The organism is Aeromonas sp. A600620 (genome assembly GCF_029479985.1).
In the GTDB taxonomy this organism is placed as follows: Bacteria; Pseudomonadota; Gammaproteobacteria; order Enterobacterales; family Aeromonadaceae; genus Aeromonas; species Aeromonas veronii_A.
In genome coordinates this window covers 23,692-46,420 of the sequence record NZ_JAAKXB010000019.1, presented here as the reverse complement: position 1 = coordinate 46,420, position 22,729 = coordinate 23,692, and the positions used below count along the sequence as shown (strand labels likewise).

Sequence of the window (22,729 nt, the reverse complement as noted above, 5' to 3'; positions counted from 1 at the left end):
GCGCGCCCAATGGCGCGCTTTTTGTTTGTCTTCTCTTCTAAAGCAAAGAGGATTGCCGCAAGGAGCCTACTCGTTGCGACCGATAAAGAGATCGGTCACGTGGCAGCTGCTTCTGGCTTCCAGTGCGTCGAGCATATAGGCCGCCGCATCTTCCGGAGTCATGAAGCCACTCGGGTCCACGTGATCCGAGTTGTCCCAGAATTCGCTGCGGATCCCGCTCGGGTAGAGGTTGACCAGCCGCAGTGGCGAGCCTTTCAGCTCGGCGCGCAAGGATTCGAGAAAGCCGCGCATCCCCCATTTGGAGGCGCAGTAGAGGCTCTCGTTGGCCTTGCCCACCTGCGCGGCGGAGGAGAGCACATTGGCCAGCACTCCGCCCTTGTCGCCGATAAGCCGCACCGTCTGCTGGGCCACCAGAATGGTGGAGATAAGGTTGCTCTCCACCACCCGGCGGATCTGCTCGGCAGTATAGACACCGACCGGGCCAAACTCACCCACCCCGGCGCAGTGGATCACCATGTCGGGCAGCCCGCCCCACTCCACCGCAGCGGCGAAGGCGACATCGACCTCTTCATGGTGCGCCAGATCGGCGGCGATGCCGATCACCGCGCTGCCGAGCAGTTGCTCCTGCTCCTGCAGTCGCTGATAACGGCGCCCCATCATGGAGACCTGGTGGCCCCGCTCAACCAGACCTATGGTCAGCGCCCGACCCAGACCAGAACCGGCACCTGTCACTATGATGTGGCCCATTATCGCTCCTCTTCGTCAGTTGACGGTCAGATTAGAAAGTGAATTCGCCGCCCATGAACCAGCCATCGATACGCTGGTCAACGTTGTCGAAGTCGACCTTGGCTTCACGCCAGCCGGCACGCAGCTTGATCGGCATGGAGGAGAACTTGTAGGAACCGCCCAGACGGTAGTCATAGTTGTCCGCATCGTGAGTGCGCAGATCACCGAAGAAGGCGATGCCGGTGCCCGGGATCTTCACTTCGCTGCCGGCATAAGCCATCAGGGTATCTTCGTTATAGCCCTTGCGACCGACATAGACCTGCTCGCCATCGTAGTGACGACCGGTCATACCCAGATCGATCTTGAACAGATCGTTGTTGAACAGACGGTAGTAGAGGCTCAGATCGTAGGCGGTCAGGTCGTTCTTGAAGTTGCCGCCGGAGGTGCTGAAATCGGAGACTTCAAACTTGGCGTTCGGCAGGAGGATGATGCCGTGCTCCAGTTGCAGATAGCCGTTCCAGTTGTAGCTGTCGTCATAGCTGCCATCGGCACTGGTGCCATAAGCCTGACCACTGCCCTTGGCTGCCCATACGTCGGCACCGGCGGCAAAACGCCAGTCGTCAGCGGCCATGGCACTCTGGCTGCACAGAGCCAGCACAAAACCGGCAATCAGCGTCTTTTTCATTACGTCACTTCCTCTTGCATACATGGAAAAGAGCACTATTTTACTCGGTGCAGCCAAAATACCCAGCGTCAATCCTGAACAAACGACGACAAATGTCAGTGCTTCATATGCTTCATCTCTGCCATCGGCTCAATCGGCTTCACCGGCAGTGACAGCTCCAGCTTCTGACCATCGTCCATGGTGAGGGTGAGCGGGAAAGGAGTCTGCTCGGAGAGCGTACCCACCTCGAACAGCATGATGTGCAGGCTGCCCGGTTTCAGCACCGCCTCGCCCTTGGCCGGGATCTCGATATTCTCGACCTGACGCATCTTCATCACACCATTTTCGTGCAGATGAGTGTGCAGCTCGGCACGCCCGGCCGCAGCAGAAGCCGCTGCCACCAGCTTGACCGGCTGGTCGGCGTCATTCTTGAGCACCATAAAGGCGGCAGTGTTGGGGGTGCCCGGCGGCAGCAGGCGCACATAGCCGTCGACGGCCTCGACCTTGGCCAGCGCGGGAGCCGTCATACCGAGCACCAGCAGAGAATAAAACGCACGTTTAAACATGGTTGAAATCCTTTTATGATGTTGTTAAACGGCAGCAAGGTTACCCCAGCAGAAACCTTTTGTGCACCTTTCAATAACAAGGATTTAGACATGGCCCCCATTCTCATTGCCGAGCGGCAGGATGGCTTGCTCACCCTGACCCTCCATCGCCCCGACAAGCGCAACGCCCTCAATACCGAACTGTACCGGCAACTGGTGGCAGCGCTGCGAGAGGCGGCGGTCGATGAGGAGGTGCATGTCCTGCTGTTGCAGGGGCAGCACGACTGCTTTACCGCGGGCAATGATCTGGCCGACTTTATGGGCAAGAGCTCGCTGGAGCCCGATGACCCCATCTTGCAGTTCCTCCACACCCTGGCCGATTTCCCCAAACCTGTGATCGCCGCTGTTGCGGGCCCGGCAGTGGGGATTGGCACCACCATCCTGCTGCACTGCGATCTGGTCTATCTGGGGGATAACGCCCGCTTGCAGCTTCCTTTCGTCGAGCTGGGGCTGGTGCCGGAGTTTGCCTCCAGCCTGCTGCTGCCACGTCTGGTGGGGCATCTCAAGGCAGCCGAGCTGTTGTTGCTGGCCGAGGCAATCGATGCCGAGGAGTCGCTGCGGCTCGGGCTTGCCAACAAGGTGGTGGCGGCCGATGGATTGCTTTCCTTTGCCCGCGAGCAGGGGCTGAAGCTGGCGGCCAAACCGCCCAGGGCGCTGCAAAAGAGCAAGGCGCTGCTCAAGCAGGAGCTTAAACAGGCGGTGCACTTTGTCATCGATCTGGAGGCGCGCGCCTTCGCGCAGGCACTGCAAGGGGAAGAGGCACAGCAACGCATTGCCCAGAAGCTCAAGCGACGGAGTTAAGTTATCGCTCAACCCCGGTCAGTTGAGGCGAAAGCGGCCGATCAGCTCGCAGCCCTGTACCTTGTCCTGTAGCTGGATCAGCCGGGCAATCTCGGGATTGGGGTGACGCTTGAGAAAGGCGAGCAGGGCGCCGCGACAGCAACCCAGTTCGCTGATCAGCGCTTCGCACTCCCGGTTGGGGCACTGTGGTACCAGTGCAGTCACCAGCTCGGAGGCGAGCTTCAGGTAGCGCAGCTCGTAAGTCGGCTCATCCATCGCCCGCCAGAAATCGGCCAGCCGGTGACAGGTGGCGACCCGCATGGTGGCCAACTCCGTCAACTCGACCTGGGTCATCTCGTAAACATCCCCCAGCGCCTGCTGATAAAAGCAGATAGCCGCCCCCAGCGAACCGGCCTGCCAGGCACGCTCCGCCTCCAGCATGTATCGTTGCCAACTTTGCGGTGTCATCTCGCTCTCCCGAGTCCGTCATGGTGGGAGTGTTATCATGGCTAATTGAGAATAAATATCAACCAGAGGGTTAGTGCAGGATCTCTCCCGCCCTTGGCAACCTTGCCATGACCGCCATGAGTGACGCTCGATCACCACCAGACAGCAGAAGGGCGACCCCGGGGTCGCCCTTCTGCTGCATTCCTTATTATGCCGCCATCACTTATCCGCTCACTGTGCGGTTTTGGACTGATTGAGACTGCACTGCTTGCCGGGATAACCGGGCAAGTCACTGGCATCGCTGCCGCAGGCGAGCCGTTTGGCCTGTTGCAGCCGGGCCGCCAGATTGGTGCTGTCTACCGGCATCCACTGCATCTGCTTGCCGAGCCAGCTGGCCCAGGCAAACTCGACGAAATAGACCCGTTTGTCCTTGCGAAAGTAGCCCGCATTCTGCAGCAGTCCGGCGAGGGTGCGATAGGGGTAATCAGGCAGCTTGTCGATGCTGGTCGGCAACTGCTCCGGGGTCAGCGGCTGTCCCTTCTCATCCTTGAGCCAGGCCCAATGATTGTTCTGCATCTGGCTCCAGAAGTTGGCTTTGTCCTGCAGACGGCCAATCACCTTGACCCGGGCATCCTTGACGCCCTGCTGCCACAACGCCTTGGTGAGATGGTGCCTGTCCACCAGCCAGTAGCTGCCATCCGGCGCAATCACCACGGGGATCTCTTTCTTTTTCATCAACTTGTCGAGCTGCTTTGCGCTCATGTCCGCCAATGTGGCCTGGGTCTCATCGACCTGGATCTGGCCGACGCCCCCCTGAGTCGGGTGCAAGGCATCGATGCCGATCTCGCACCAGTTGCCCACCGCCGTGTCGCTCTGGCACGGGGCCAACGCCCAGGCACCCTGGCTCAACACACAGGCCAGCACTAACCATGCTTTCATCGTTTGACACTCCTCACCACATTGAACTGCACAGACGCCGGGAACGCTCTTCTACCCCGATTGGGAGTGAGAGTCGAATGCTGGCGGTCAGACCAGCAAACGGGATATCATGATTTCCCATCTGTCGGCGATATTTTCTCGCCGAGTTTTCTCCCCGCTTCACACTATTTGAAGGATCCGACCCATGAAAGGATGGAGCCCCTTGCTGGCCCTGCTGGGCTGTGCTGCTGTCCAGGCTGCCGATATTCCCGCCGGAACACAACTCGCCGCCGAGCAGATTGTCGTCCGCCACCTCAAGGATGAACCTGCGAGCCTGAGCCCGCTCAAGCTGGTCGGCCTGCCGGAGTTGCAGGTACTACGGGATCTGTTCGAGGGGCTGCTGACCCAGGGGCCGGATGGCAAACCGGTTGCCGGAGTGGCGGCCAGCTGGGAGAACAAGGGCAACCAGTTCTTTACCTTCCATCTGCGCCCGGATGCGCGCTGGTCCAACGGCGATCCGGTCAAGGCCGGCGACTTCGTCTACGGCTGGCGCAAACTGGTCGATCCGAAAGAGGCGGCCACCTTCGCCTGGTTTGCCCAACTGGCCCGTTTCGACAAGGTGGACGAGATAGTAGCTAGCAAATTGCCTGCCAGCGAGCTGGGGGTCAAGGCCCTCGATGATCACACCCTGCAGGTGACCCTCTCCCAGCCGGTGCCCTACTTCCTGAACCTGCTGAGCCACCCCAGCCTGTCGCCGCTCCATCAGGCCAGCATCGAGCAGTACGGCAACCAGTGGACTCAGCCCGGTAAACTGGTGGGCAACGGTGCCTTTGCGCTGAACCATCGGGTGGTCAACGAGAAGCTGGAGCTGACCCCCAACCCTTATTACTGGGATCGGGCACATACCGTATTGACCAAGGTGATCTTCATGCCGATCAATCAGGAGAGCGCGGCCACCAACCGCTACCTGGCTGGCGATCTGCATATCACCGAATCCTTCCCCAAGGAGCAGTACGACAAGCTGAAGCAGCAGATCCCGAATGAGGTCTATACCCCGGATCAGCTCGGCACCTACTACTACGCCTTCAATACCAAACAGGCGCCACTGAACGATGTGCGGGTGCGCAAAGCGCTCTCCTACACCATCGACCGCGCCCTGATCGCAGACAAGGTGCTCGGCACTGGCGAGAAACCGGCTTATCACTTCACTCCGGATGTAACCGCCAGCTTCACCCCAGCCGCCAACCTGCTCTCCACCAGCAGCCAGCCGGAGCTGGACAGCAAGGCCAAGGCCCTGCTCAAGGAGGCCGGTTACGGCCCGGGCAAGCCACTCAAGCTGACCCTGCTCTACAACACCGCGGAAATTCACAAGAAGATGGCGCTGGCCATCGCCAGCATGTGGAAACAGAAGCTGGGCGCCGAGGTCGAGCTGACCAATCAGGAGTGGAAAACCTATCTCGACAGCCGCCAGAGCGGTCAGTTCGAGGTGATCCGCTCCTCCTGGGTCGCTGACTACAACGACCCGTCAGCGTTCCTCGGCCTGTGGGGCTCCCGTCACAGCGGCAATATGGCAGGCTTTGCCAATGCCCGTTATGACCAGCTGCTGGCAGAGGCGGCCAGCACTCAGGATGCCGCCAGCCGCAGCAAGCTGTTTGGCGAGGCGGAAGCGATCCTGCTGGATCAGGCCCCTATAGCCCCCATCTACCAGTACACCAATGCCCGCCTCATCAAGCCATGGCTCAAGGGCTACCCCATCAACAACCCGGAGGATGTGGCCTACAGCCGCCAGCTGTACCTGATCAAACACTGACACCGGCCACAACGATGCGAGGCCCCGCAGGGCCTCGCTATTGATACTGTTAACACCCCGATTTCCAGCCTAAAATGCCGCCCCTTCTGTTCAATTAATCTTCAATACCCAGTCAGACATGCGTTATTTGATACTGCTCTCGTTGTTGTGGACCCTGCCTGCACAGGCCAACAGCGAATCCCAATGCCAGCAAGAGTTTGTCGGCTGGATGCTGCATCAGCAGCAACAGTTCAGTGATCGCAAGTCTGACAAGATGGAGCGACGCCGGGCCGAGCGGGCCATCGATCTTGCCCGGCAGGAGTACGACAAGCAGGCCAGCTTCTGCAAGACCATGCAGCTTGTTCGTGAATACAAAGATGGCGATCCACGTTTTACTCCGCGCCCCGGAGAGATACACGACTACAGTACGACTTCTGACAACACATCAGGGTGACCCTGACCAGAAAAACCAAAAGCGCGTCGATTGACGCGCTTTTTGTGGTTCTTGCCCTGACAAAGCGGCTTATTCGGCCGTCTCGCTGCTGGCAAACTCCGGCACCTTGGCCATGGCATCCAGCACCACCTGAATACCGGCGCCCGGTTTGCAGGCGTTCTCGCTCAGGTGGCGGCGCCAGGCGCGAGCCCCCTGCATGTTCTGGAACAGCCCCAGCATGTGGCGGGTCATATGGGAGAGGTAGTTGCCCTTGGCCAGCTCCTGCTCGATATAGGGCAGCATCATCCGCACAACCTCGTGGCGGCTCGGCACGGCGTTGTTCTGGCCGAACACCAGATTGTCCACCTGCGCCAGAATGTAGGGGTTCTGATATGCTTCACGCCCCATCATGACGCCATCGACGTGTTGCAGGTGCTCCAGAGTCTGCTCCATGGAGGTGACGCCGCCGTTGAGGGCGATGGTCAGCTCCGGGTAATCCTGCTTGACCCGATAGACGCGGGGATAATCGAGGGGCGGGATCTCGCGGTTCTCCTTGGGGCTCAGGCCGCTCAGCCACGCCTTGCGGGCATGGACGATAAAGGTATCGCAACCGGCATCGCGCACCTGTTCGATAAAGGTCTGCAGAAATTCGTAGGAGTCCTGATCGTCGATGCCGATACGGGTCTTCACCGTCACCGGAATATCGACCACATCGCGCATTGCCTTGACGCAGTCCGCCACCAGCGCTGGTTCGCCCATCAGGCAGGCGCCAAAGCGACCGTTTTGCACCCGATCGGAGGGGCAGCCGACGTTGATGTTCACCTCGTCATAGCCGCGCTCCTCGGCCAGCTTGGCACAGCGCGCCAGATCGGCCGGATTGCTGCCCCCCAGCTGCAGGGAGATGGGGTGCTCCTGCTCGCTGTAACCCAGATAATCCCCCTTGCCGTGGATGATGGCGCCGGTGGTCACCATTTCGGTATAGAGCAAGGTCTGGCGGCTCATCAGTCGATGAAAGTAACGGCAATGCCGATCAGTCCAGTCCAGCATGGGGGCGATGGAAAAACGCTGCGCCTGCATAAAAATCATCCGGGTTGGCTAAAGAAAGGGGCGGATTTTATCACAACGTGAAGCAGCCCCAGAAAATGAATTTTGTCGCCGCGCCATGCGAGGCCCTGTGATAGTATCCGGCTAATAGAAAGGGTATCTGCGCGATCATGAATCAAGACCAACTTTTACAACGAGCCGAGCGACTCTGTATACAGCGAGGGATCCGCTTCACCCCGACCCGACGTCAGGTATTTCGCCTGCTGGCGGCACACGGCAACGCCATCAGCGCCTATGATTTGTTGGCCCAGCTGCAACAAACCGAAGCCAATGCCAAGCCGCCAACCGTCTATCGGGCACTCGATTTTTTGCTCGAACAGGGCTTTGCTCACAAAGTGGAATCGCTCAACGCGTTTATCTTCTGCTGCCACTTCGATCACGCTCACCCGATGCAGCTGCTGATCTGCGACGAGTGCGGGGATGTGGTCGAACTTCACGATAGTGCAATAGATAGCGCGTTTTCCGAGCAGGCCCACTTGCATGGCTTTACGATTACCAATAAGACAATAGAGGCACATGGCCAATGTGCTCGCTGTACGCCCACTGTAGGAAGTCATCATGAAGGCTGATTTTGTAAATCCGTTCCTGCTATCTCTGCTCAATGTGCTCTCGACCATGGCACAGCTGGAACTAAAACCGGGCAAACCGAAACGCAAGATGGATGAGCTGGCACGCGGCGACGTCTCCGGTCTGATCGGCATGGTCGGCCCGCAGACCCGCGGCTCCCTCTCCATCAGCTTCGAGAAGGGGCTGGCGCTGGAGATCATGCGTCGCATGCTGGGGGAAGCTCCCGCCTCCATCAATGAAGAGGTGACCGACATGGTCGGTGAAATCACCAACATGGTGACCGGCGGTGCCAAGCGGATGCTGGGCGAGAAGGGCTACGAGTTTGACATGGCGACCCCCATCATCGTCTCCGGCCCCAACCACACCATCACCCACAGGGCCGATGGCACCAAGATAATGATGCCGTTCGAATCCGATTTCGGTCGCGCCACTATCGAAATTTGCTTCGAGTAATCCTATGTGGAAAGCATTGAAATGGATTTTCATCTGCTGGGCACTACTGTTGATCCTGTCGGACATTCAGATCAGCACCTCCCTCTACAAGTACGAAGATAACCGGGTTCTCATCAACTTCCCGCGCTGGGAAACCAAACAGCCCTGGGGCACCTTCGAGTGGCATGCCGGACGGGTAGAAACCCACTGGTATGGTCTGGATGGCAAACCCAAGCCAGCAGGCCCGCAAATCTGATCCGGTAACGGATCCGGCAGAAACAGAAGAGGCCAGCAGATGCTGGCCTCTTTGCTATCTCGTTGATCCTGAATCAAGCCGCTTCGGCAGCCAGCTTTCCGTTTGGTCGCATCAAGATGCCAACGATGCAGGCCAGCAGAGTTGGCAGCAGCCAGGCAAGTCCCTTGTCGAACAGCGGCAGGAAGGCAAAGCCGTCCATAGCCATACCAGCAGCGCCCAGTCCGTCCAGACAGCCAAACAGGAAGGCGACCAGCAGCACGCCACGAAACGCCAGCCGTGGCTGGGCAAACCACCCTTTGAGGAAGGTCACCAGCACCAGTGCAATGGCAACCGGGTAGATGGCTACCAGCACCGGGATGGAGAGACTGATAAGCTCACTCAGCCCCACATTGGCCACCAGCGCGCAGAGTGCCCCCAGCAGCATCACCCACTTGTGGTAAGCCCAGCCAGTCAAACCTTGGAAATAATCGGCTCCGGCACAGAGTAGGCCTACTGCACTGGTAAAACAGGCCAGAGTGATGATGGCCGCCAAAATAAGCTGCCCAGGCTGACCAAACAGGCTCAGGACGTAGGCATTGACGATGGCACCGCCGTTGCTGATGTCGCTCGCTACTCCGCCGGCACTGTTGCCAAGCTGGAAAAGAGAGAGATAGACCGCCGACAACCCGACCGCCGAGATCAGGCCCGCAATGGTGAGGTATTTGAACTGGCTGCGATAGTCCTCGATCCCCTTCTGGCGCAGCAACCCGATGATCAGTGCGCCAAACATCAGGGATGCCAGGGTATCCATGGTGTTATACCCCTCCAGCATCCCCTTGGTGAGCGGAGCGCTGATGTAGTCACCGCTGGCATCGGGCATGGTACCCTGTGGCGCGATAAAGACCCCGACCGCCAGAATGAGCAGCATCGCCATCAGGGCGGGAGTCAGGTACTTGCCAACCGCATCGAGCAGTTTGCCCCGATCGAGCGCCACCATGATCACCAGCGCAAAGAAACTCAGGGTGTAGATCAGCAGCCCCTCATGACCGGCATCGCCGAGCCAGGGCTTGAGCCCCATCTCGTACGCGACCAGACCGGTGCGGGGAATGGCAAAGGCGGGCCCCATGATGATATAGATGGCGATGGCCAGCGCCGTCGCCGCCCCGGCGGGCAGATAGCGGGTCATTCCGGTCCAGCCACTCGCGCGGCCCCCCGAACTCCCCTTGGCAACCGCAATCAGGGTGATTAACGGCAGCCCCACCGCCGTCAGTAGAAAACCGCACATGGCGGCCAGCAGATGCTCACCAGCCATAAAACCCGCAAGCGGCGGAAAAATGATATTGCCAGCCCCCAGATAGAAGGCAAACGTCATAAACCCCAGTCCGAATACGTCGGACAACTTCAATGATTTCGTCAAACCCAACCTCATCTGCCTTATCAGCTTGTTATTGATTGCACCCACTGCCTGGCAGATAACCGGATAACAATACTGCTCGCTCCCCTGCGGTCAGCAGACCGGATGAGGAGCACCACCTTTAGCATAAAGAAGAGATGCGGGATCTCAATCACACATTAATATCTTGAAACAATTTATCCGCTCAAAATTAATCACCGAATGACCGAATTACCCAGACTGGGTGTAAACGCGCAGATAAACAGGGGATAGGGCCGCAAGGGAGCTGAAATTAGCCTGTGAGGATGGCCGGATACCATCCACCGGGCAAACCGCCAGCAGAACAGAAAAACAAAAGAGCCTGCACGGGGCAGGCTCTTGGCAATATCACATCGGGCGTGATCAGGCAGCTTCGGCAGCCATCTGTGTCGGACGCACCATCACGCCAACTACGCAGGCCAGCAGGGTCGGCATCAGCCAGGCGAGGCCCTTGTCGAACAGCGGCAGGAAGGCAAACGCATCCATCTTCATGCCGGCAGCACCCAGACCATCCAGGCAACCAAACAGGAAGGCAACCATCAACACCCCACGGAACACCAGACGGGGACGGCCGAAGTAACCCTTCAGGAAGGTGACCAGCACCAGCGCCACGGCAACCGGATAGATGGCAACCAGCACCGGAATGGAGAGGCTGATCAGCTGGCTCAGGCCTACGTTGGCCACCACGGCACAGATAACGCCCAGCAACACCACCAGCTTCTTGTAAGCCATACCGGTCAGATTGTGGAAGAAATCGGAACAGGCGGAGATCAGACCGACTGCAGTGGTAAAGCACGCCAGAGTGATGATGGCCGCCAGAATGAACTGACCCGGCTGACCAAACAGGCTCAGTACGTAGGCGTTGACGATGGCGCCACCATTGCTGACATCGGTCGCCACACCGGCTGCAGTGTTACCCAGCTGGAACAGGGAGACGTACACCACGCTCAGACCAACGGCAGAGATAAGGCCGGCAATGGCCAGATACTTGAACTGGCTCTTGTAATCGTTGATGCCTTTCTGGCGCAGCAGATCGACGATCAGGGCGCCAAACATCAGGGACGCCAGGGTGTCCATGGTGTTGTAGCCTTCCAGGATCCCTTTGACGAAGGGGCTGTTCTGATAGTCACCGGACGCATCAGGCATGGAGCCTTGCGGCGCAACAAATACCCCGATCGCCAGAGTCAGCAGCAGCAGCATCAGTACCGGAGTCAGGTATTTGCCGATGGCGTCCATCAGCTTGCCCTGGTTCATGGAGACCAGAATGGCCACACCAAAGAAGATCACGGTATAGGCAGCCAGACCCGCTTGCCCCATGTCACCGATAAACGGCTTGAGGCCCATCTCGTAGGCAACCAGACCGGTACGGGGCGCGGCAAAGGCCGGGCCTATGATGATATAGATGGCAACGGCCAGCGCAGTCGCGACACCGGCAGGCAGCAGCTTGGTCATGCCAGCCCAACCGTTACCGGCTTTCGCCACGGCCAGAATGGTCACCAGAGGCAGGCCCACGGCAGTGACCAGGAAGCCAAACATCGCCAGGGAGAGGTGCTCACCAGCCATGTAACCGGCCAACGGCGGGAAAATGATGTTACCGGCGCCCAAGTAGAAGGCGAAGGTCATAAACCCTAATCCGAGTACATCGGACAATGTGAGTGATTTCGTCAAGTTCAACCTCGTCTGTCTTGTAAATTATTGCTTGTTATAGTTTTTATCGGTCGCTGACCGGGTGTGTTCAGGGGGTATAAAAAAAGAGCCCCGCATGTTTTTTCATCGCAACCAGTGGTTTTAGCTGGTCTGGAGCGGGCGCTCGATCTGGAACCAGCATAATGGCGTGAAAAAATAGTTCAAGACGAAATTTACATCTTCAAATAGAAGGGGTTGGTCAGTTGGATATATCTGTCGGAATAGGCCCCATCAGCAGAATGGATCACAATTTCACCCCTCTCACACCTGTTTAATCCTCTGCCAAGTAGCAATAAAACACGATTTGCCTCTTTACCCTCTCTGGTGATAACAGCTGTATAACAAATGCCATGCAGATCATAATTCGCCGAAATGCATAAAATTTCATCGGCCATCGCCGTCGGCAGCACCAGCGCTACCTGCCCATTCGGGCTCAGCAAACGATCGCAGGCCGCCAGTAATGCGTGGCTGTCGAGGGCGCCGGTATGGCGGGCCAATGCCCGCGCCGGATCGCTAAATGACTGGCCTGCCACGAAATAGGGAGGGTTGGAGACGACAAGATCGTAAGGGTCAGCCTGATAATCCTGAATGGCACTCTCTATGACGGTCACCCGATCGGCCCAGGGAGAGGCAGCCGCATTCTCCTGCGCCTGACTGGCCGCATTAATATCCAGCTCGACCGCATCAAGACGGCAGTCAGATCTGCTGCGTTGGGCCAGCATCAGGGCGATCAGGCAGCTGCCGGTGCCGATATCGAGCACTCGACGCGCCTGTTCGACCGGCGCCCAGGCACCGAGCAAAATGCCATCGGTGCCCACCTTCATGGCGCAGCGATCGTGATTGATATGGAACTGTTTGAAGGTAAATCCGCGACTACGTCCCATCTGGCCCCCGTCATCTGCAAAAATGGTGGGCGATTATAGCGGCTAAGACACACTCACCAATAGGAGCCGACGAGATAATCGCCTATAATCTGCCGTTTCCTTAATGACCGAGTATTGCCATGAGCCAGTCCTTTGATGATTTCGACCTGCACCCAGCCCTCAACCGGGCCTTGGCCGAGATGGGATTCACCCGCCCCACCACCATCCAGCAGATGGTGCTGGAGCCAGCCCTGGACGGCCGCGATATTCTGGCATCCGCTCCGACCGGTACCGGCAAGACTGCCTCCTTCCTGCTGCCGGCACTCCAGCACCTGCTGGACTTCCCGCGCCGCAAGCCGGGCCCCTGCCGCATGCTGATCCTGACCCCGACCCGCGAGCTGGCCCTGCAGGTGACCGCCCACGCCAAGGCGCTGGCGGCCCACACCAACCTCAGCATCGAGACCATCATCGGCGGCGTCAGCCATGAAGAGCAGCTGCCTGCCCTGACCAAGACCACCGACATCGTGGTGGCCACCCCGGGTCGTCTGCTTGAGTACATCGAGAAAGAGGAGTTCGAGAGCCACGACATCGAAGTGCTGGTGCTGGATGAAGCGGACCGCATGCTGGACATGGGCTTTATCAAGGATGTGAACCGCATCGTGGAAGAGGCGCGCTACCGCAAGCACACCATGCTCTTCTCCGCCACCCTGGAAGGGGCCGGCCTTGAGAAGTTCGCCAACGAGATCCTCAAGGATCCGGTGGAGCTGCACGCCGAGCCGCCCCGCAGCGAACGTCGCCCCATCACCCAGTGGATCCATCTGGCCGATGACGCCGCCCACAAGCTGGCGCTGCTGACCCATATCCTGAAAGATCCGGAAACCCAGAAGGCGATCATCTTCGTCAAGACTCGCGAGCGTCTGGCGGAGCTCTCCGGCCAGCTGCAGGCGGCAGGTATCTCCTGCGCCTGGATCCGTGGCGAGATGGAGCAGAGCAAGCGTATCGAGTCGATCCGCAAGTTCCACGAAGGGGAAGTACCCTTCCTGATCGCCACCGACGTCGCCGCCCGCGGCATCGATCTGCCGAACGTCAGCCATGTCATCAACTACGACATGCCCTACGGCGCCGATGTCTACGTCCACCGGATCGGCCGTACCGGCCGCGCTGGCAACCGTGGCTGTGCCATCAGCCTGGTGGAAGCCCACGACATGGCGATGGTCGCCAAGATCGAACGCTACACCGAAGAGCGCCTCAAGCGCCGGGTGATCGACGAGCTGCGCCCGAAACACAAGGAAGCGCGGGTACCGGTGAAGAAGAAAAAGCCGGTCGACAAGAAGAAGTCCGCCAAGAAGAAAAAGAAGAAGTGATCGCCTAACGATAAAGAGAAGGGCCATCCCGCGGGATGGCCCTTCTGCATTCTGAATCACTCTGACGAGTGGTTATGCCACCACTCTGCGCATCCCCATATGGGGGATATCATCTTCGAGATAGCCTTCCCCTTCCGCCAAAAAACCGTGTTGGCTGTAGAAGCCTTGCAGATGGGCCTGCGCCCCCAGCCAGATGCTGTGGGTCGGCCAGCGCGCCTCGCACGCCTTGACCGCCTCGCTGATCAGCTGGTGACCGAGACCTCCGCCGCGCGCCTTGGGTGAGGTCACCACCCGACCGATAGCGGCACCGCTCTCGTCGCCGATGCCTGGCGCCATAATCCGCGCGTAAGCAGCAAGCTGGTCGCCCTGATAGCCGAGCAGGTGCCAGACCCCTTCGCGGCGATCGAGCCCGTCCAGATCCTGAAAGGGGCAGGTCTGCTCCACCACGAACACCTCGGCCCGCAGCGCCAGCAACTCATACAACTCGTCAGTGGTCAGTTCAGACCAGGGTTTCAGGATCCAGTTCATCGGCAACTCCTTATCAGTTCGGCCTGCCAGCATAATCGTGGCGCCAGCGCCCTGCATTAACCTTTGTTAAGTTCTTTCAGCCGTTTGCGAATGCGACTAAGACTGATGGGAGTGATACCGAGATAGGCGGCGATCTGGTGGTCGGGCACTCTGGCATCGAGTGCGGGAAAGCTGTCGAGAAAGTGCTGATAGCGCGCCTGCGGGCTGCCGGTCAGCAGCAACTGCTCCTTCTCCTCCTTGATGCGCAGCTGCACCTCCAGCAGGTGCTGGTACCAGCGCGGCCAGCCGGGCAGCTGGCGCAAGTCGACCAGACTGAACAGCTGCAGATGGCAGGGTTCCAGCGCCTCCACGCTGTAGCGGGCTGGCTCGCCACTGAGCAGGTGGTGGAAGTCGAGAAACTCGTCCCCCTCCCAGTAGAACTCCTTGATGTACTCGCGGCCATCCTCCAGCACCAGCTTGGCCCGCAGCAGCCCCTGCTCCACCCTGACCAGCAGATCCGGGCTGTCACCGGCGTGCCAGAGGCAGCTTTTCGGGCTGAGGGTCAGCGGGCGGGCAAAAGAGAGGAGGCGCGCGGCCTCCTCTTTATCTGCGACCTGCGCCCAATCGAAGGGGGGTCTGTCAGTCAGCATGATTAACCGCGACGCTGACGCACGGCTTCAAACAGGCAAACGCCGGTTGCCACCGAGACGTTGAGGCTGGATACCGCCCCTGCCATCGGGATGCTCACCAGCTCGTCGCAATGCTCGCGGGTCAGACGGCGCATGCCTTTACCTTCAGCCCCCATCACCAGCGCCATCGGGCCGGTCAGTTTGGCCTGATAGAGGTCGTGATCGGCCTCGCCAGCGGTGCCGACAATCCAGACGCCGCGCTCCTGCAACTCGCGCATGGTGCGGGCCAGGTTGGTAACCTGAATGAGCGGCACCACTTCGGCCGCGCCACAGGCAACCTTGCGTACGATCGGGGTCAGGCCGGTGGCCTTGTCCCGCGGCACGATGACAGCATGAGCTCCGGCAGCATCGGCGCTGCGCAGGCAGGCACCGAGATTGTGCGGATCGGTCACGCCATCCAGCACCAGCAGGAAGGGCTGGTTCTGTTGTGCCGCCAACTCATCCAGCAGGCTGGCCAGATCGTGCTCTGCCAGCTTCGGCGCCTCTTTCACCCGAGCCATGATGCCCTGGTGATTGTTGCCCTCCGCTTTATCGTCGAGTGTCTTGCGGTTCACGCTCTGCACCTTGAGGCCGAGGGACCCCAGCTCGGCCAGCAGGGGCTGCAGCCGGTCGTCATCGCGTCCCTTGAGTGCCCACACTTCGATGAAACGCTCCGGGGTGCGCTCCAGCAGCGCGGTGACAGCGTGAATGCCGTAGATCAGTTCAGTACTCATGTTCAAGATCCGTAGGTCGGGTCGCATGAATGCACCCCGAAGAAAAATGGCCGTACCGGCAGCCTGACCACAATGATGCTGGTCTCGTCACCGGTCGCTAAATGATGACGCATCATACCAGAGAGACCGGCATCTAGGGAGGAGGAAGCTGCTAGGCCAAGCGCCGAAACTATGACAGGCCTCTTGATCCGGCGGTGCCATCATCCTTGATGGTACACCTGACCCTACTCTCGGCTGATTGCAGGAGGACAATACCCTGCCCGGCAGTGACGAAGTGGGCTCGCTACGCGGCGCTCAAAACGGTCGCAGTCCCATTTTCAGCCCTTGGAGATCAGCCCTTTCGTTGTGGATGTTCGACTTCAACACGGCTCAAGATGATTAATTTATTGAGCTTGCTCAAAAAATCACCACCCCCTACGATCCTCTCCTGCATCGCACGCTAATATACTCGTTTAGCAACAGCCTCGTAGGAGTCACCCATGAGCCAAGCCAGTGCAACATCGCCGGTAAAAAGCAGCAGACTGGGGGCTGACACTCAGGGGCGGTAGCCTTGCCGGATAGCATGGATAAGCGAGTGAAGCAAAACGGTGGCTGTCCCAATTTCAGAACCACAGCTGACCAAGCCTGTCGACAACCCACTGGCGCCGGTGCTCATAGCTATTGCCAGAATGCGTATCTTGTCCACACAAGAAAGCCCGCCGCACACAACGGCTGACCACATGGTAATAGGGTGTATCTTGCAAGCTGATCTGGCGTGAACGAGCGATGGTCATGGCACACTCCTCGACTGGCGACCCATCAAGCGAAGCAGCATGCTACGCTACTGTCAAATTGGTGGGTGTCCCAGATTTTCACGGGCTGCTAGTAGCGTTGGCAGCCCCTTAAGCAGGCGTTAGGCAAGGAGAATGAAGATGGGTGACTGGGATCGAATGTTCGGTTGTGACGTCAGCGCAGAGTCTGTCATTGATGGCATCAACAGGGACTACTTCGCGGAGCAGAGGCGCGGAGAACGAGAAGCCCGTACATCCCGAAAGAAGGTATTCAGCACCTTTCAGGAAGCTTCAAACTGGGCAAGGAGCAACCCCGGGAAGTCCTTCAAGAGATCTCCAGACGGAAATGGATTTACCGAAACATGAAACAGTGGATTCATAACAAGGCATCCGTGATTTTCTGGGTCACGCTTGCCATATACATACTCATATGGATAACAGCCTCTTATGTTGGCGTCTATGTTACGTATGTTGCAGGCCCAGTCTTGGTATTCTCTGGCGCTATTGCCTGGCTGACATATCCCAATGAAGATGTTTAACAATTCATTCAAGCCGACGCCGCTTCGCGGCGCGGCTTAATTCAGATGGTTAGCTACTCATCAACGAACTATTGGGACACCCACCTTTCTGGCCTGACCACCATGATGCTGGCGTCGTCACCGGTCGCTAAATGATGACGCATCATACCAGAGAGACCGGCATCTAGGGAGGAGGAAGCTGCTCGGCCAAGCGCCTGCAGCTATATCGAGCCCTTCGGCGGCACATGGCGACAAGCCAATCATGGCCTGTTAGCCGCTGCGCGGTGCTCAAAGCGGTGAGTGTCCCAATTTCAGTCCCAATTTCACTGGGGTGATGAGTGTCTGAAGTGTCACGATACCGGGCGAGTGGTTCCGGATGCTGAGCTCGTGTCACGGCGCTTTGGAATGGCAATGAGCGAAGCTACAGAGCGACTGGTTGACGAGGTGATCCACCAGGCGTCAGACTTGGTGCGGATCATGGGCTGACAGGTGAGGGAGATGCTCGGGGCATAGGGAATCATCATACACTATGCAAAATAACACGTTGTTAAACGCTAATTTTCAGAATAACGGTGTATGATATAAGTATCTGAATATAATGAATATATGTGTTTTTTGGCACATTGAAATAGCACAAATTGTGATATTTTTTTATTGACGGAACAGCCATCATTGGCCATGATTCCGCTACACCTTTCAGTAACGAATCGTTAGTGAAAAGTGTAAAAAAGGGCCCGAAGGCCCTTGGATTTAAGTGAATATCTCCCCTATTTGCTCTATGGCATCTAAAGCAAGCCTGACAAGTCTGCAAAACGCGTTGGCTAGCTTGAGGAGTGATTCAACTGATTCAACTGTCGCAACCAGTTTCTCAGTTAGTTTCGAAGGCCCTACAGTCGCAACCTGTGGGGTCTTTGTCTTTTCGGCAGTTGCCGAGCCTTTTCGCCCTTTCGGACGTCTCGATGGCGCCATATAGTTCCTCCCTATTCGGCGGTTGATAAAGTCGTGTGTGTAAAAGCATGTTCACCTCGCTCGCTGTTTGGTGTTGTTGGGCCTTGTGGCCAATCCCTGTATTTTCCGATCATTCGTCAGCAGGGACAAGGCATGATTATCAATGTCTGTGTTGCGATTTATGACCTTACTGAATCCATTGCCAGAAGCTACCAGCAACCATCATGGTTCGCCAAACCGATCTGCGCATTTTTCATCACATCAGAATTCATTCGCACAAAATCCGATCACTTAGACATTGCCAAGCTGCTGCCATCACACAGCTACTCGACTATTGTACCACCGACACTGTATGTGATTTTTTTACTGTCGAGCTACAAGATATGGAGTCGGCACAGTTAATGCTACGTGTGGATAACTGGCTTGCTGTGGATAAGTTGTGCGTGTTGTTGTCCCTATTAGTAGTTGCTCACAGTGAGCGGGTTTTCATTCTTCTGTTTCGTCAAATGCAAGCATCCCGTGTGCAGATGGAAAATTTAAATAACTTTTTTTGCTTGCGAACCACAGGCCTTTTTAATAACAAACTCAATTTGGATGTAAATCGCACAGTGTTGAGCAAGTTCTGTTCTTCGACCACAAGAGAAAAATAGGAAAGAGAAAAAAGAAAAATAGGACACCCACCTTTCTGAGCGCCGCGTAGCGACCAATAAAGTGACCATCGCGCAGGGAGTGTACTCATCGCCATAGGCACCGCGCTTGGCCGATCTCCGCCTAAGGGCTGAGCCCCCCCCCACTTCGCTGACCATAAAAAATCCGAACCCCGGTAACAAGGTTCGGATTTTTTTCGTCGACATGCTGGCGGAGATAACCATAGGCCACCAGCCCTTTACGACTTCAGCCCGGGTCGTCGGACCCAAGCCATAGGCCGAGGGCTTACCCCTTGGCCTTCACCTTATCGCGAGCCTTTTTGCTCGGTCGCCTGTTGCTCGGTTTGGCGCGGCCACCCTTGTCGGATTTGCCGTGATCCTTGCCCTCTTTACGTTTTTCGTGGCGCTGGGCGCTCTTGGCCTTCTCTTTCTTGATCTCGGCCTGCTTGCGCGCCATCTCTTTGGCGTTCTTGCCGGTGGCCTTGAGCGGCTCTTCCACCATCACGAAGTCGATCTTGCGATCGTCCAGGTTCACGCCCATCACCTTGACCCGCACCTTGTCACCCAGACGGTAGCGACGGCGGAAGTTCTCGCCAATCAGCTGCATGTGCAGGGGATCAAACTGGTAGTAGTCGTTGGTGAGGGTGCTGACGTGCACCAGACCGTCGATGTGGATCTCCGCCAGACGTACGAAGAAGCCAAAGCCGGTGACGCTGGCGATAACGCCGTCAAACTCGTCACCCACGTGATCCAGCATGTACTCGCACTTGAGCCAGTCGGCCACATCGCGGGTCGCATCGTCGGCACGGCGCTCGGTCATGGAGCAGTGCTCGCCCATCGGGTCCACTTCTTCCAGCTGGTAGTGATAACCACCGCTCGGGGTCCACTTGTGGCGCAGGTTGCCCTGTTGCTCCTTGGCAGTCTGATACTTGATCGCCCGGTGTAGGATGAGATCTGGGTAGCGACGGATTGGCGAGGTGAAGTGCGCATAGGACTTCAACGCCAGACCGAAGTGACCGATGTTGTCGGCCTGATAGATGGCCTGACGCATGGAGCGCAGCAGCATGGTGGAGAGCAGCTCCGCATCGGGGCGCCCTTCAAACTTGGCGGCCAGCTCGGCAAAGTCTTTCGGCTCGGGCTCGAGTCCGCCCTTGAGCTCCAGACCCAGTTCGGCCAGAAAATCGCGGAAACCGGTCAGACGCTCTTCGCCCGGACGGTCGTGCACCCGGAACAGGGCGGCGGCTTCGTTCTTCTCGATATAACGGGCAGCAGCCACGTTCGCCTGGATCATGCACTCTTCGATGATCTTGTGGGCATCGTTGCGCACCAGCGGCACGATGCGGTCGATCTTGCGCTGGGCGTTGAAGATGAAGCGGGTCTCCTCGCTCTCGAACTCCACCGCGCCACGCTGATGGCGGGCATGCTTGAGCGCCTTGTAGAGGTTGTTGAGCTCCTCGATATGGCCCACCAGCGGATCATACTGCTGGCGCAGCTTGGGATCCCCGTCGAGGATCGCCGCAACCTTGGTGTAGGTCAGACGGGCGTGAGAGTTCATTACCGCTTCGTAGAACTTGTAGCCGGACATGCGACCAGCGGCGGAGATGGTCATCTCGCACACCATGCAGAGACGGTCAACTTGCGGGTTGAGCGAGCAGAGGCCATTGGAGAGCACCTCCGGCAGCATGGGCACCACGAACTCGGGGAAGTAGACGGAGTTGCCGCGCTGATACGCTTCGGCATCCAGCGCCGTGCCGGGCTTCACGTAAGCGGAGACATCCGCAATGGCAACCCACAGACGCCAGCCGCCACCACGCTTGGCTTCACAGAAGACGGCGTCATCAAAGTCACGGGCATCTTCCCCGTCGATGGTCACCAGCGGCAGGGCGCGCAGGTCGATGCGGCCCTCTTTGGCTTTCTCAGGCACCTGCTCGCCGAGACCGGCAACCTCTTTGGTCACCTCTTCCGGCCAGGTGTGCGGGATGCCGTGGGTACGCAGGGCAATTTCGATCTCCATGCCCGGCGCCATGTTCTCGCCCAGCACTTCCAGTACGGTGCCGACGGCATTGATGCGGGAGGTGGCGCGCTGATTGATCCGCACAACCACGACCTGGCTCTGACGAGCCCCTTTGTTCTCCCCTTCCGGGATGATGATGTCCTGGCCGATACGGCTGTCATCCGGCACCACGAAACCAACGCCATTCTCGACGAAGTAACGGCCGACAATGTCTGCCTCACGGGACTTGAGGAGGCGCACCAGACGCGCTTCCTGACGACCCTTGCGGTCAATCTCGGTCGGCTGCACCAGCACGTAATCGCCATGCATCAGGCGTTGCATCTCTCGGTTGTTCAGATACAGATCCGGACCACCACCTTCCGGACGCAGAAAACCGAAGCCATCCTTGTGGCCGATTACATAACCTTTGACCAGATTCAGGCGATCCGGCAGGGCATAACATTGGTTGCGAGTGAATACCAGTTGTCCATCACGCTCCATGGCGCGCAGACGACGACGCAAGGCTTCCAACGGCTCTTCATCTTTCAGCTTGAGGACCTTGGCCAACTCTTCACGGGACATGGGCTTTTCATGGCCCTTGATGAGTTCCAGGATCAACTCGCGACTGGCGATGGGGTTATCGTATTTTTCGGCCTCGCGTTCGAGGAAAGGATCTTTTTGAGACATAAGCAGGCCTTAGGGTAGGTGGTAACGGTGCCATTATATCGGAGGGGGGGGCGAATGGCATCCATCGGCTGCCTTTTGGCCAATCTCTCTGTCATACTATCTTCAGTTCGCTGGCATAATGAGACACAGAACTCATGAGTAAGGACACATTTGCCCAATCCGCCGCCTATCTCAAACAGGCGGTCCCTTTGATGATCAAGTACCAGATCCCCACGACGCCGGACAATTACCACCTGTGGTACAACTATGTCTCGGCCAGCATGCCCGAGCTCAACCAGGCGATTGATCAGGCTGTCAAAATGCAGGGAACCTGCTCGCTCACCACCTGCGAGCGACTCTATCACCAGTATCTGGCCGCTCAGGACGAAAAGCAGATGGAGGCGATGAAACTGAGCCTCGCCGCCATGGCCAACGAGCTAGGCCACTCCATGCAGGACGCCATCTCCGATACCGGCATGTTTCAGGAGATGCTCGACAAGAGTTTTGACAAGCTCAGCCGCATCGATGACGAGGGCTTCAGCCTGGAAGATACCATGGGGATCCTGCGAGAGCTGGTGCGCGAATCGCGGGATGTGCGCATGTCCACCATGCACTTTCGCAACCAGCTCAGCAATGCGGAGAAAGAGATCAAGGAACTGCGGGCGGCGCTCAACGAGACACGCAAACTGGCCAACGAGGATGCCCTCACCAACCTGCTCAACCGCCGCGCCTTCGATCTGGAGCTGGAGGGGTTGATCCGCAGCCAGCACCCCTTCTCGCTGATCCTCGCCGATATCGATCGCTTCAAGAACTTCAACGACGAGTACGGTCACCTGCTCGGCGATCAGGTGCTGCGCGCCTTCAGCAAACGGCTGCGCGATGCATGCAAGGAGGGGGTCACCGCCTATCGACTGGGTGGGGAGGAGTTCGCCATGCTGGTCCCCCATCGCTCGCTGGCGCTGGCCAGACAGATGGCGGAGAGCATGCGCCGCGCCATCGAGCGGATGTCCATTCTGGATCGCAAATCGGGCCGCCGCATTGACCACATCACAGCCTCGTTTGGCGTGGGTGAGTTCAACGGTCAGGAGAGCGCAGACTGTCTGGTCGAACGTACCGACAAGCTGCTCTACAAGGCCAAGGAGCTGGGGCGCAACCGGGTGATGCCGCTCCCTTCCTGATTTAGTCCCCTGCCCGACCGCAATGCCAATGTAAAAAGCCAGTCAGATCAACTGA

At 58.1% G+C, this 22,729-nt stretch carries 21 protein-coding genes and 1 pseudogene; 8 read left to right on the top strand and 14 right to left on the bottom strand.

The window, feature by feature from the left end; translation table 11 throughout:
- Positions 1-66 precede the first annotated feature (66 nt).
- The 3 genes from G5533_RS18955 to G5533_RS18945 all read right to left on the bottom strand — a co-directional run bounded on the left by G5533_RS18955 (position 67) and on the right by G5533_RS18945 (position 1,956).
- On the bottom strand, positions 67-747 hold the full coding sequence (locus G5533_RS18955; protein WP_216960813.1) for an SDR family oxidoreductase: 681 nt from the start codon (positions 745-747) through the stop codon (positions 67-69).
- Positions 748-778: 31 nt separating this feature from the next.
- Positions 779-1,411 (bottom strand): TIGR04219 family outer membrane beta-barrel protein, encoded by a 633-nt coding sequence (locus G5533_RS18950; RefSeq protein WP_058059690.1) that lies wholly within the window; start codon positions 1,409-1,411, stop codon positions 779-781.
- 95 nt (positions 1,412-1,506) lie between these two features.
- Positions 1,507-1,956 (bottom strand): copper chaperone PCu(A)C, encoded by a 450-nt coding sequence (locus G5533_RS18945; RefSeq protein WP_216960811.1) that lies wholly within the window; start codon positions 1,954-1,956, stop codon positions 1,507-1,509.
- A 90-nt stretch (positions 1,957-2,046) separates the two neighbouring features.
- Between G5533_RS18945 and G5533_RS18940 the strand changes: the two genes are divergently transcribed.
- The gene (locus tag G5533_RS18940; RefSeq protein ID WP_216960808.1) at positions 2,047-2,796 is read left to right on the top strand and encodes an enoyl-CoA hydratase-related protein; all 750 of its coding nucleotides are present in this window, start codon (positions 2,047-2,049) and stop codon (positions 2,794-2,796) included.
- 18 nt (positions 2,797-2,814) lie between these two features.
- Here G5533_RS18940 and G5533_RS18935 read toward each other — a convergent pair whose 3' ends face one another.
- Positions 2,815-3,243: a DUF2753 family protein gene (locus G5533_RS18935; RefSeq protein ID WP_005335785.1), complete on the bottom strand. Its 429-nt coding sequence runs from the start codon at positions 3,241-3,243 to the stop codon at positions 2,815-2,817.
- Positions 3,244-3,453: 210 nt separating this feature from the next.
- The gene (locus tag G5533_RS18930) at positions 3,454-4,161 is read right to left on the bottom strand and encodes a ParB-like protein (RefSeq protein ID WP_421172380.1); all 708 of its coding nucleotides are present in this window, start codon (positions 4,159-4,161) and stop codon (positions 3,454-3,456) included.
- A 184-nt stretch (positions 4,162-4,345) separates the two neighbouring features.
- Between G5533_RS18930 and G5533_RS18925 the strand changes: the two genes are divergently transcribed.
- Positions 4,346-5,950 carry a peptide ABC transporter substrate-binding protein gene (locus tag G5533_RS18925; RefSeq protein WP_266135401.1) on the top strand — a complete coding sequence of 535 codons (1,605 nt, stop codon included), beginning with the start codon at positions 4,346-4,348 and terminating at the stop codon, positions 5,948-5,950.
- A gap of 118 nt (positions 5,951-6,068) precedes the next feature.
- On the top strand, positions 6,069-6,383 hold the full coding sequence (locus G5533_RS18920) for a hypothetical protein (RefSeq protein WP_227341416.1): 315 nt from the start codon (positions 6,069-6,071) through the stop codon (positions 6,381-6,383).
- A 69-nt stretch (positions 6,384-6,452) separates the two neighbouring features.
- On the opposite strand, the gene dusA is transcribed toward G5533_RS18920, so the two are convergent.
- Positions 6,453-7,439: a tRNA dihydrouridine(20/20a) synthase DusA gene (gene dusA / locus G5533_RS18915; RefSeq protein ID WP_042062963.1), complete on the bottom strand. Its 987-nt coding sequence runs from the start codon at positions 7,437-7,439 to the stop codon at positions 6,453-6,455.
- A 137-nt stretch (positions 7,440-7,576) separates the two neighbouring features.
- Between dusA and zur the strand changes: the two genes are divergently transcribed.
- From zur to G5533_RS18900, 3 genes are read left to right on the top strand one after another with little or no spacing between them, the layout of a single operon-like run.
- Positions 7,577-8,035, top strand: a complete 459-nt coding sequence (gene zur, locus G5533_RS18910; RefSeq protein ID WP_160882369.1) for a zinc uptake transcriptional repressor Zur — start codon at positions 7,577-7,579, stop codon at positions 8,033-8,035.
- A complete protein-coding gene (locus G5533_RS18905) occupies positions 8,025-8,486 on the top strand; it encodes a chemotaxis protein CheX (protein WP_005343179.1) in 462 nt (153 codons plus the stop codon). The genes zur and G5533_RS18905 overlap by 11 nt, the downstream gene beginning before the upstream one ends.
- A gap of 4 nt (positions 8,487-8,490) precedes the next feature.
- Positions 8,491-8,721, top strand: a complete 231-nt coding sequence (locus G5533_RS18900) for a hypothetical protein (protein ID WP_160882368.1) — start codon at positions 8,491-8,493, stop codon at positions 8,719-8,721.
- A 73-nt stretch (positions 8,722-8,794) separates the two neighbouring features.
- Here G5533_RS18900 and brnQ (G5533_RS18895) read toward each other — a convergent pair whose 3' ends face one another.
- The 3 genes from brnQ (G5533_RS18895) to G5533_RS18885 all read right to left on the bottom strand — a co-directional run bounded on the left by brnQ (G5533_RS18895) (position 8,795) and on the right by G5533_RS18885 (position 12,702).
- Positions 8,795-10,072: a branched-chain amino acid transport system II carrier protein gene (gene brnQ / locus G5533_RS18895; RefSeq protein WP_421236121.1), complete on the bottom strand. Its 1,278-nt coding sequence runs from the start codon at positions 10,070-10,072 to the stop codon at positions 8,795-8,797.
- 423 nt (positions 10,073-10,495) lie between these two features.
- Positions 10,496-11,800, bottom strand: a complete 1,305-nt coding sequence (gene brnQ, locus G5533_RS18890; protein ID WP_421255235.1) for a branched-chain amino acid transport system II carrier protein — start codon at positions 11,798-11,800, stop codon at positions 10,496-10,498.
- A gap of 191 nt (positions 11,801-11,991) precedes the next feature.
- Positions 11,992-12,702, bottom strand: coding sequence for a tRNA1(Val) (adenine(37)-N6)-methyltransferase (locus G5533_RS18885; RefSeq protein ID WP_441255219.1), 711 nt, complete (start codon positions 12,700-12,702; stop codon positions 11,992-11,994).
- Positions 12,703-12,821: 119 nt separating this feature from the next.
- Between G5533_RS18885 and srmB the strand changes: the two genes are divergently transcribed.
- Entirely contained in the window at positions 12,822-14,045 is a 1,224-nt protein-coding gene (gene srmB, locus G5533_RS18880; RefSeq protein WP_005335816.1) for an ATP-dependent RNA helicase SrmB, read from the top strand.
- 72 nt (positions 14,046-14,117) lie between these two features.
- On the opposite strand, the gene G5533_RS18875 is transcribed toward srmB, so the two are convergent.
- The 5 genes and pseudogenes from G5533_RS18875 to rnr all read right to left on the bottom strand — a co-directional run bounded on the left by G5533_RS18875 (position 14,118) and on the right by rnr (position 21,517).
- Positions 14,118-14,573: a GNAT family N-acetyltransferase gene (locus tag G5533_RS18875; RefSeq protein ID WP_441255218.1), complete on the bottom strand. Its 456-nt coding sequence runs from the start codon at positions 14,571-14,573 to the stop codon at positions 14,118-14,120.
- A 56-nt stretch (positions 14,574-14,629) separates the two neighbouring features.
- Positions 14,630-15,202 carry a Crp/Fnr family transcriptional regulator gene (locus G5533_RS18870; protein ID WP_159162904.1) on the bottom strand — a complete coding sequence of 191 codons (573 nt, stop codon included), beginning with the start codon at positions 15,200-15,202 and terminating at the stop codon, positions 14,630-14,632.
- A gap of 2 nt (positions 15,203-15,204) precedes the next feature.
- A complete protein-coding gene (gene rlmB, locus G5533_RS18865) occupies positions 15,205-15,954 on the bottom strand; it encodes a 23S rRNA (guanosine(2251)-2'-O)-methyltransferase RlmB (RefSeq protein ID WP_265061576.1) in 750 nt (249 codons plus the stop codon).
- A gap of 611 nt (positions 15,955-16,565) precedes the next feature.
- Positions 16,566-16,727: pseudogene (locus tag G5533_RS18860) on the bottom strand (alpha-amylase family glycosyl hydrolase); the annotation flags it as partial.
- A gap of 2,396 nt (positions 16,728-19,123) precedes the next feature.
- The gene (gene rnr / locus G5533_RS18855; protein WP_021231727.1) at positions 19,124-21,517 is read right to left on the bottom strand and encodes a ribonuclease R; all 2,394 of its coding nucleotides are present in this window, start codon (positions 21,515-21,517) and stop codon (positions 19,124-19,126) included.
- Positions 21,518-21,651: 134 nt separating this feature from the next.
- On the opposite strand from rnr, the gene G5533_RS18850 reads away from it, so the two are divergent.
- Positions 21,652-22,674, top strand: coding sequence for a GGDEF domain-containing protein (locus G5533_RS18850; RefSeq protein ID WP_019445736.1), 1,023 nt, complete (start codon positions 21,652-21,654; stop codon positions 22,672-22,674).
- Positions 22,675-22,729 lie beyond the last annotated feature (55 nt).

Excerpts from the sequence above, each read along its gene's own strand:
- G5533_RS18930 (WP_421172380.1), bottom strand. The coding sequence starts at position 4,161 with ATGAAAGCATGGTTAGTGCTGGCCTGTGTGTTGAGCCAGGGTGCCTGG.
- G5533_RS18850 (WP_019445736.1), top strand. The coding sequence starts at position 21,652 with ATGAGTAAGGACACATTTGCCCAATCCGCCGCCTATCTCAAACAGGCG.
- srmB (WP_005335816.1), top strand. The coding sequence starts at position 12,822 with ATGAGCCAGTCCTTTGATGATTTCGACCTGCACCCAGCCCTCAACCGG.
- G5533_RS18920 (WP_227341416.1), top strand. The coding sequence starts at position 6,069 with ATGCGTTATTTGATACTGCTCTCGTTGTTGTGGACCCTGCCTGCACAG.
- G5533_RS18870 (WP_159162904.1), bottom strand. The coding sequence starts at position 15,202 with ATGCTGACTGACAGACCCCCCTTCGATTGGGCGCAGGTCGCAGATAAA.
- G5533_RS18925 (WP_266135401.1), top strand. The coding sequence starts at position 4,346 with ATGAAAGGATGGAGCCCCTTGCTGGCCCTGCTGGGCTGTGCTGCTGTC.
- rnr (WP_021231727.1), bottom strand. The coding sequence starts at position 21,517 with ATGTCTCAAAAAGATCCTTTCCTCGAACGCGAGGCCGAAAAATACGAT.
- brnQ (WP_421236121.1), bottom strand. The coding sequence starts at position 10,072 with ATGACGTTTGCCTTCTATCTGGGGGCTGGCAATATCATTTTTCCGCCG.
- G5533_RS18950 (WP_058059690.1), bottom strand. The coding sequence starts at position 1,411 with ATGAAAAAGACGCTGATTGCCGGTTTTGTGCTGGCTCTGTGCAGCCAG.
- dusA (WP_042062963.1), bottom strand. The coding sequence starts at position 7,439 with ATGCAGGCGCAGCGTTTTTCCATCGCCCCCATGCTGGACTGGACTGAT.
- rlmB (WP_265061576.1), bottom strand. The coding sequence starts at position 15,954 with ATGAGTACTGAACTGATCTACGGCATTCACGCTGTCACCGCGCTGCTG.
- G5533_RS18900 (WP_160882368.1), top strand. The coding sequence starts at position 8,491 with ATGTGGAAAGCATTGAAATGGATTTTCATCTGCTGGGCACTACTGTTG.
- G5533_RS18885 (WP_441255219.1), bottom strand. The coding sequence starts at position 12,702 with ATGGGACGTAGTCGCGGATTTACCTTCAAACAGTTCCATATCAATCAC.
- G5533_RS18955 (WP_216960813.1), bottom strand. The coding sequence starts at position 747 with ATGGGCCACATCATAGTGACAGGTGCCGGTTCTGGTCTGGGTCGGGCG.
- zur (WP_160882369.1), top strand. The coding sequence starts at position 7,577 with ATGAATCAAGACCAACTTTTACAACGAGCCGAGCGACTCTGTATACAG.
- G5533_RS18875 (WP_441255218.1), bottom strand. The coding sequence starts at position 14,573 with ATGAACTGGATCCTGAAACCCTGGTCTGAACTGACCACTGACGAGTTG.
- G5533_RS18940 (WP_216960808.1), top strand. The coding sequence starts at position 2,047 with ATGGCCCCCATTCTCATTGCCGAGCGGCAGGATGGCTTGCTCACCCTG.
- G5533_RS18945 (WP_216960811.1), bottom strand. The coding sequence starts at position 1,956 with ATGTTTAAACGTGCGTTTTATTCTCTGCTGGTGCTCGGTATGACGGCT.
- G5533_RS18905 (WP_005343179.1), top strand. The coding sequence starts at position 8,025 with ATGAAGGCTGATTTTGTAAATCCGTTCCTGCTATCTCTGCTCAATGTG.
- G5533_RS18935 (WP_005335785.1), bottom strand. The coding sequence starts at position 3,243 with ATGACACCGCAAAGTTGGCAACGATACATGCTGGAGGCGGAGCGTGCC.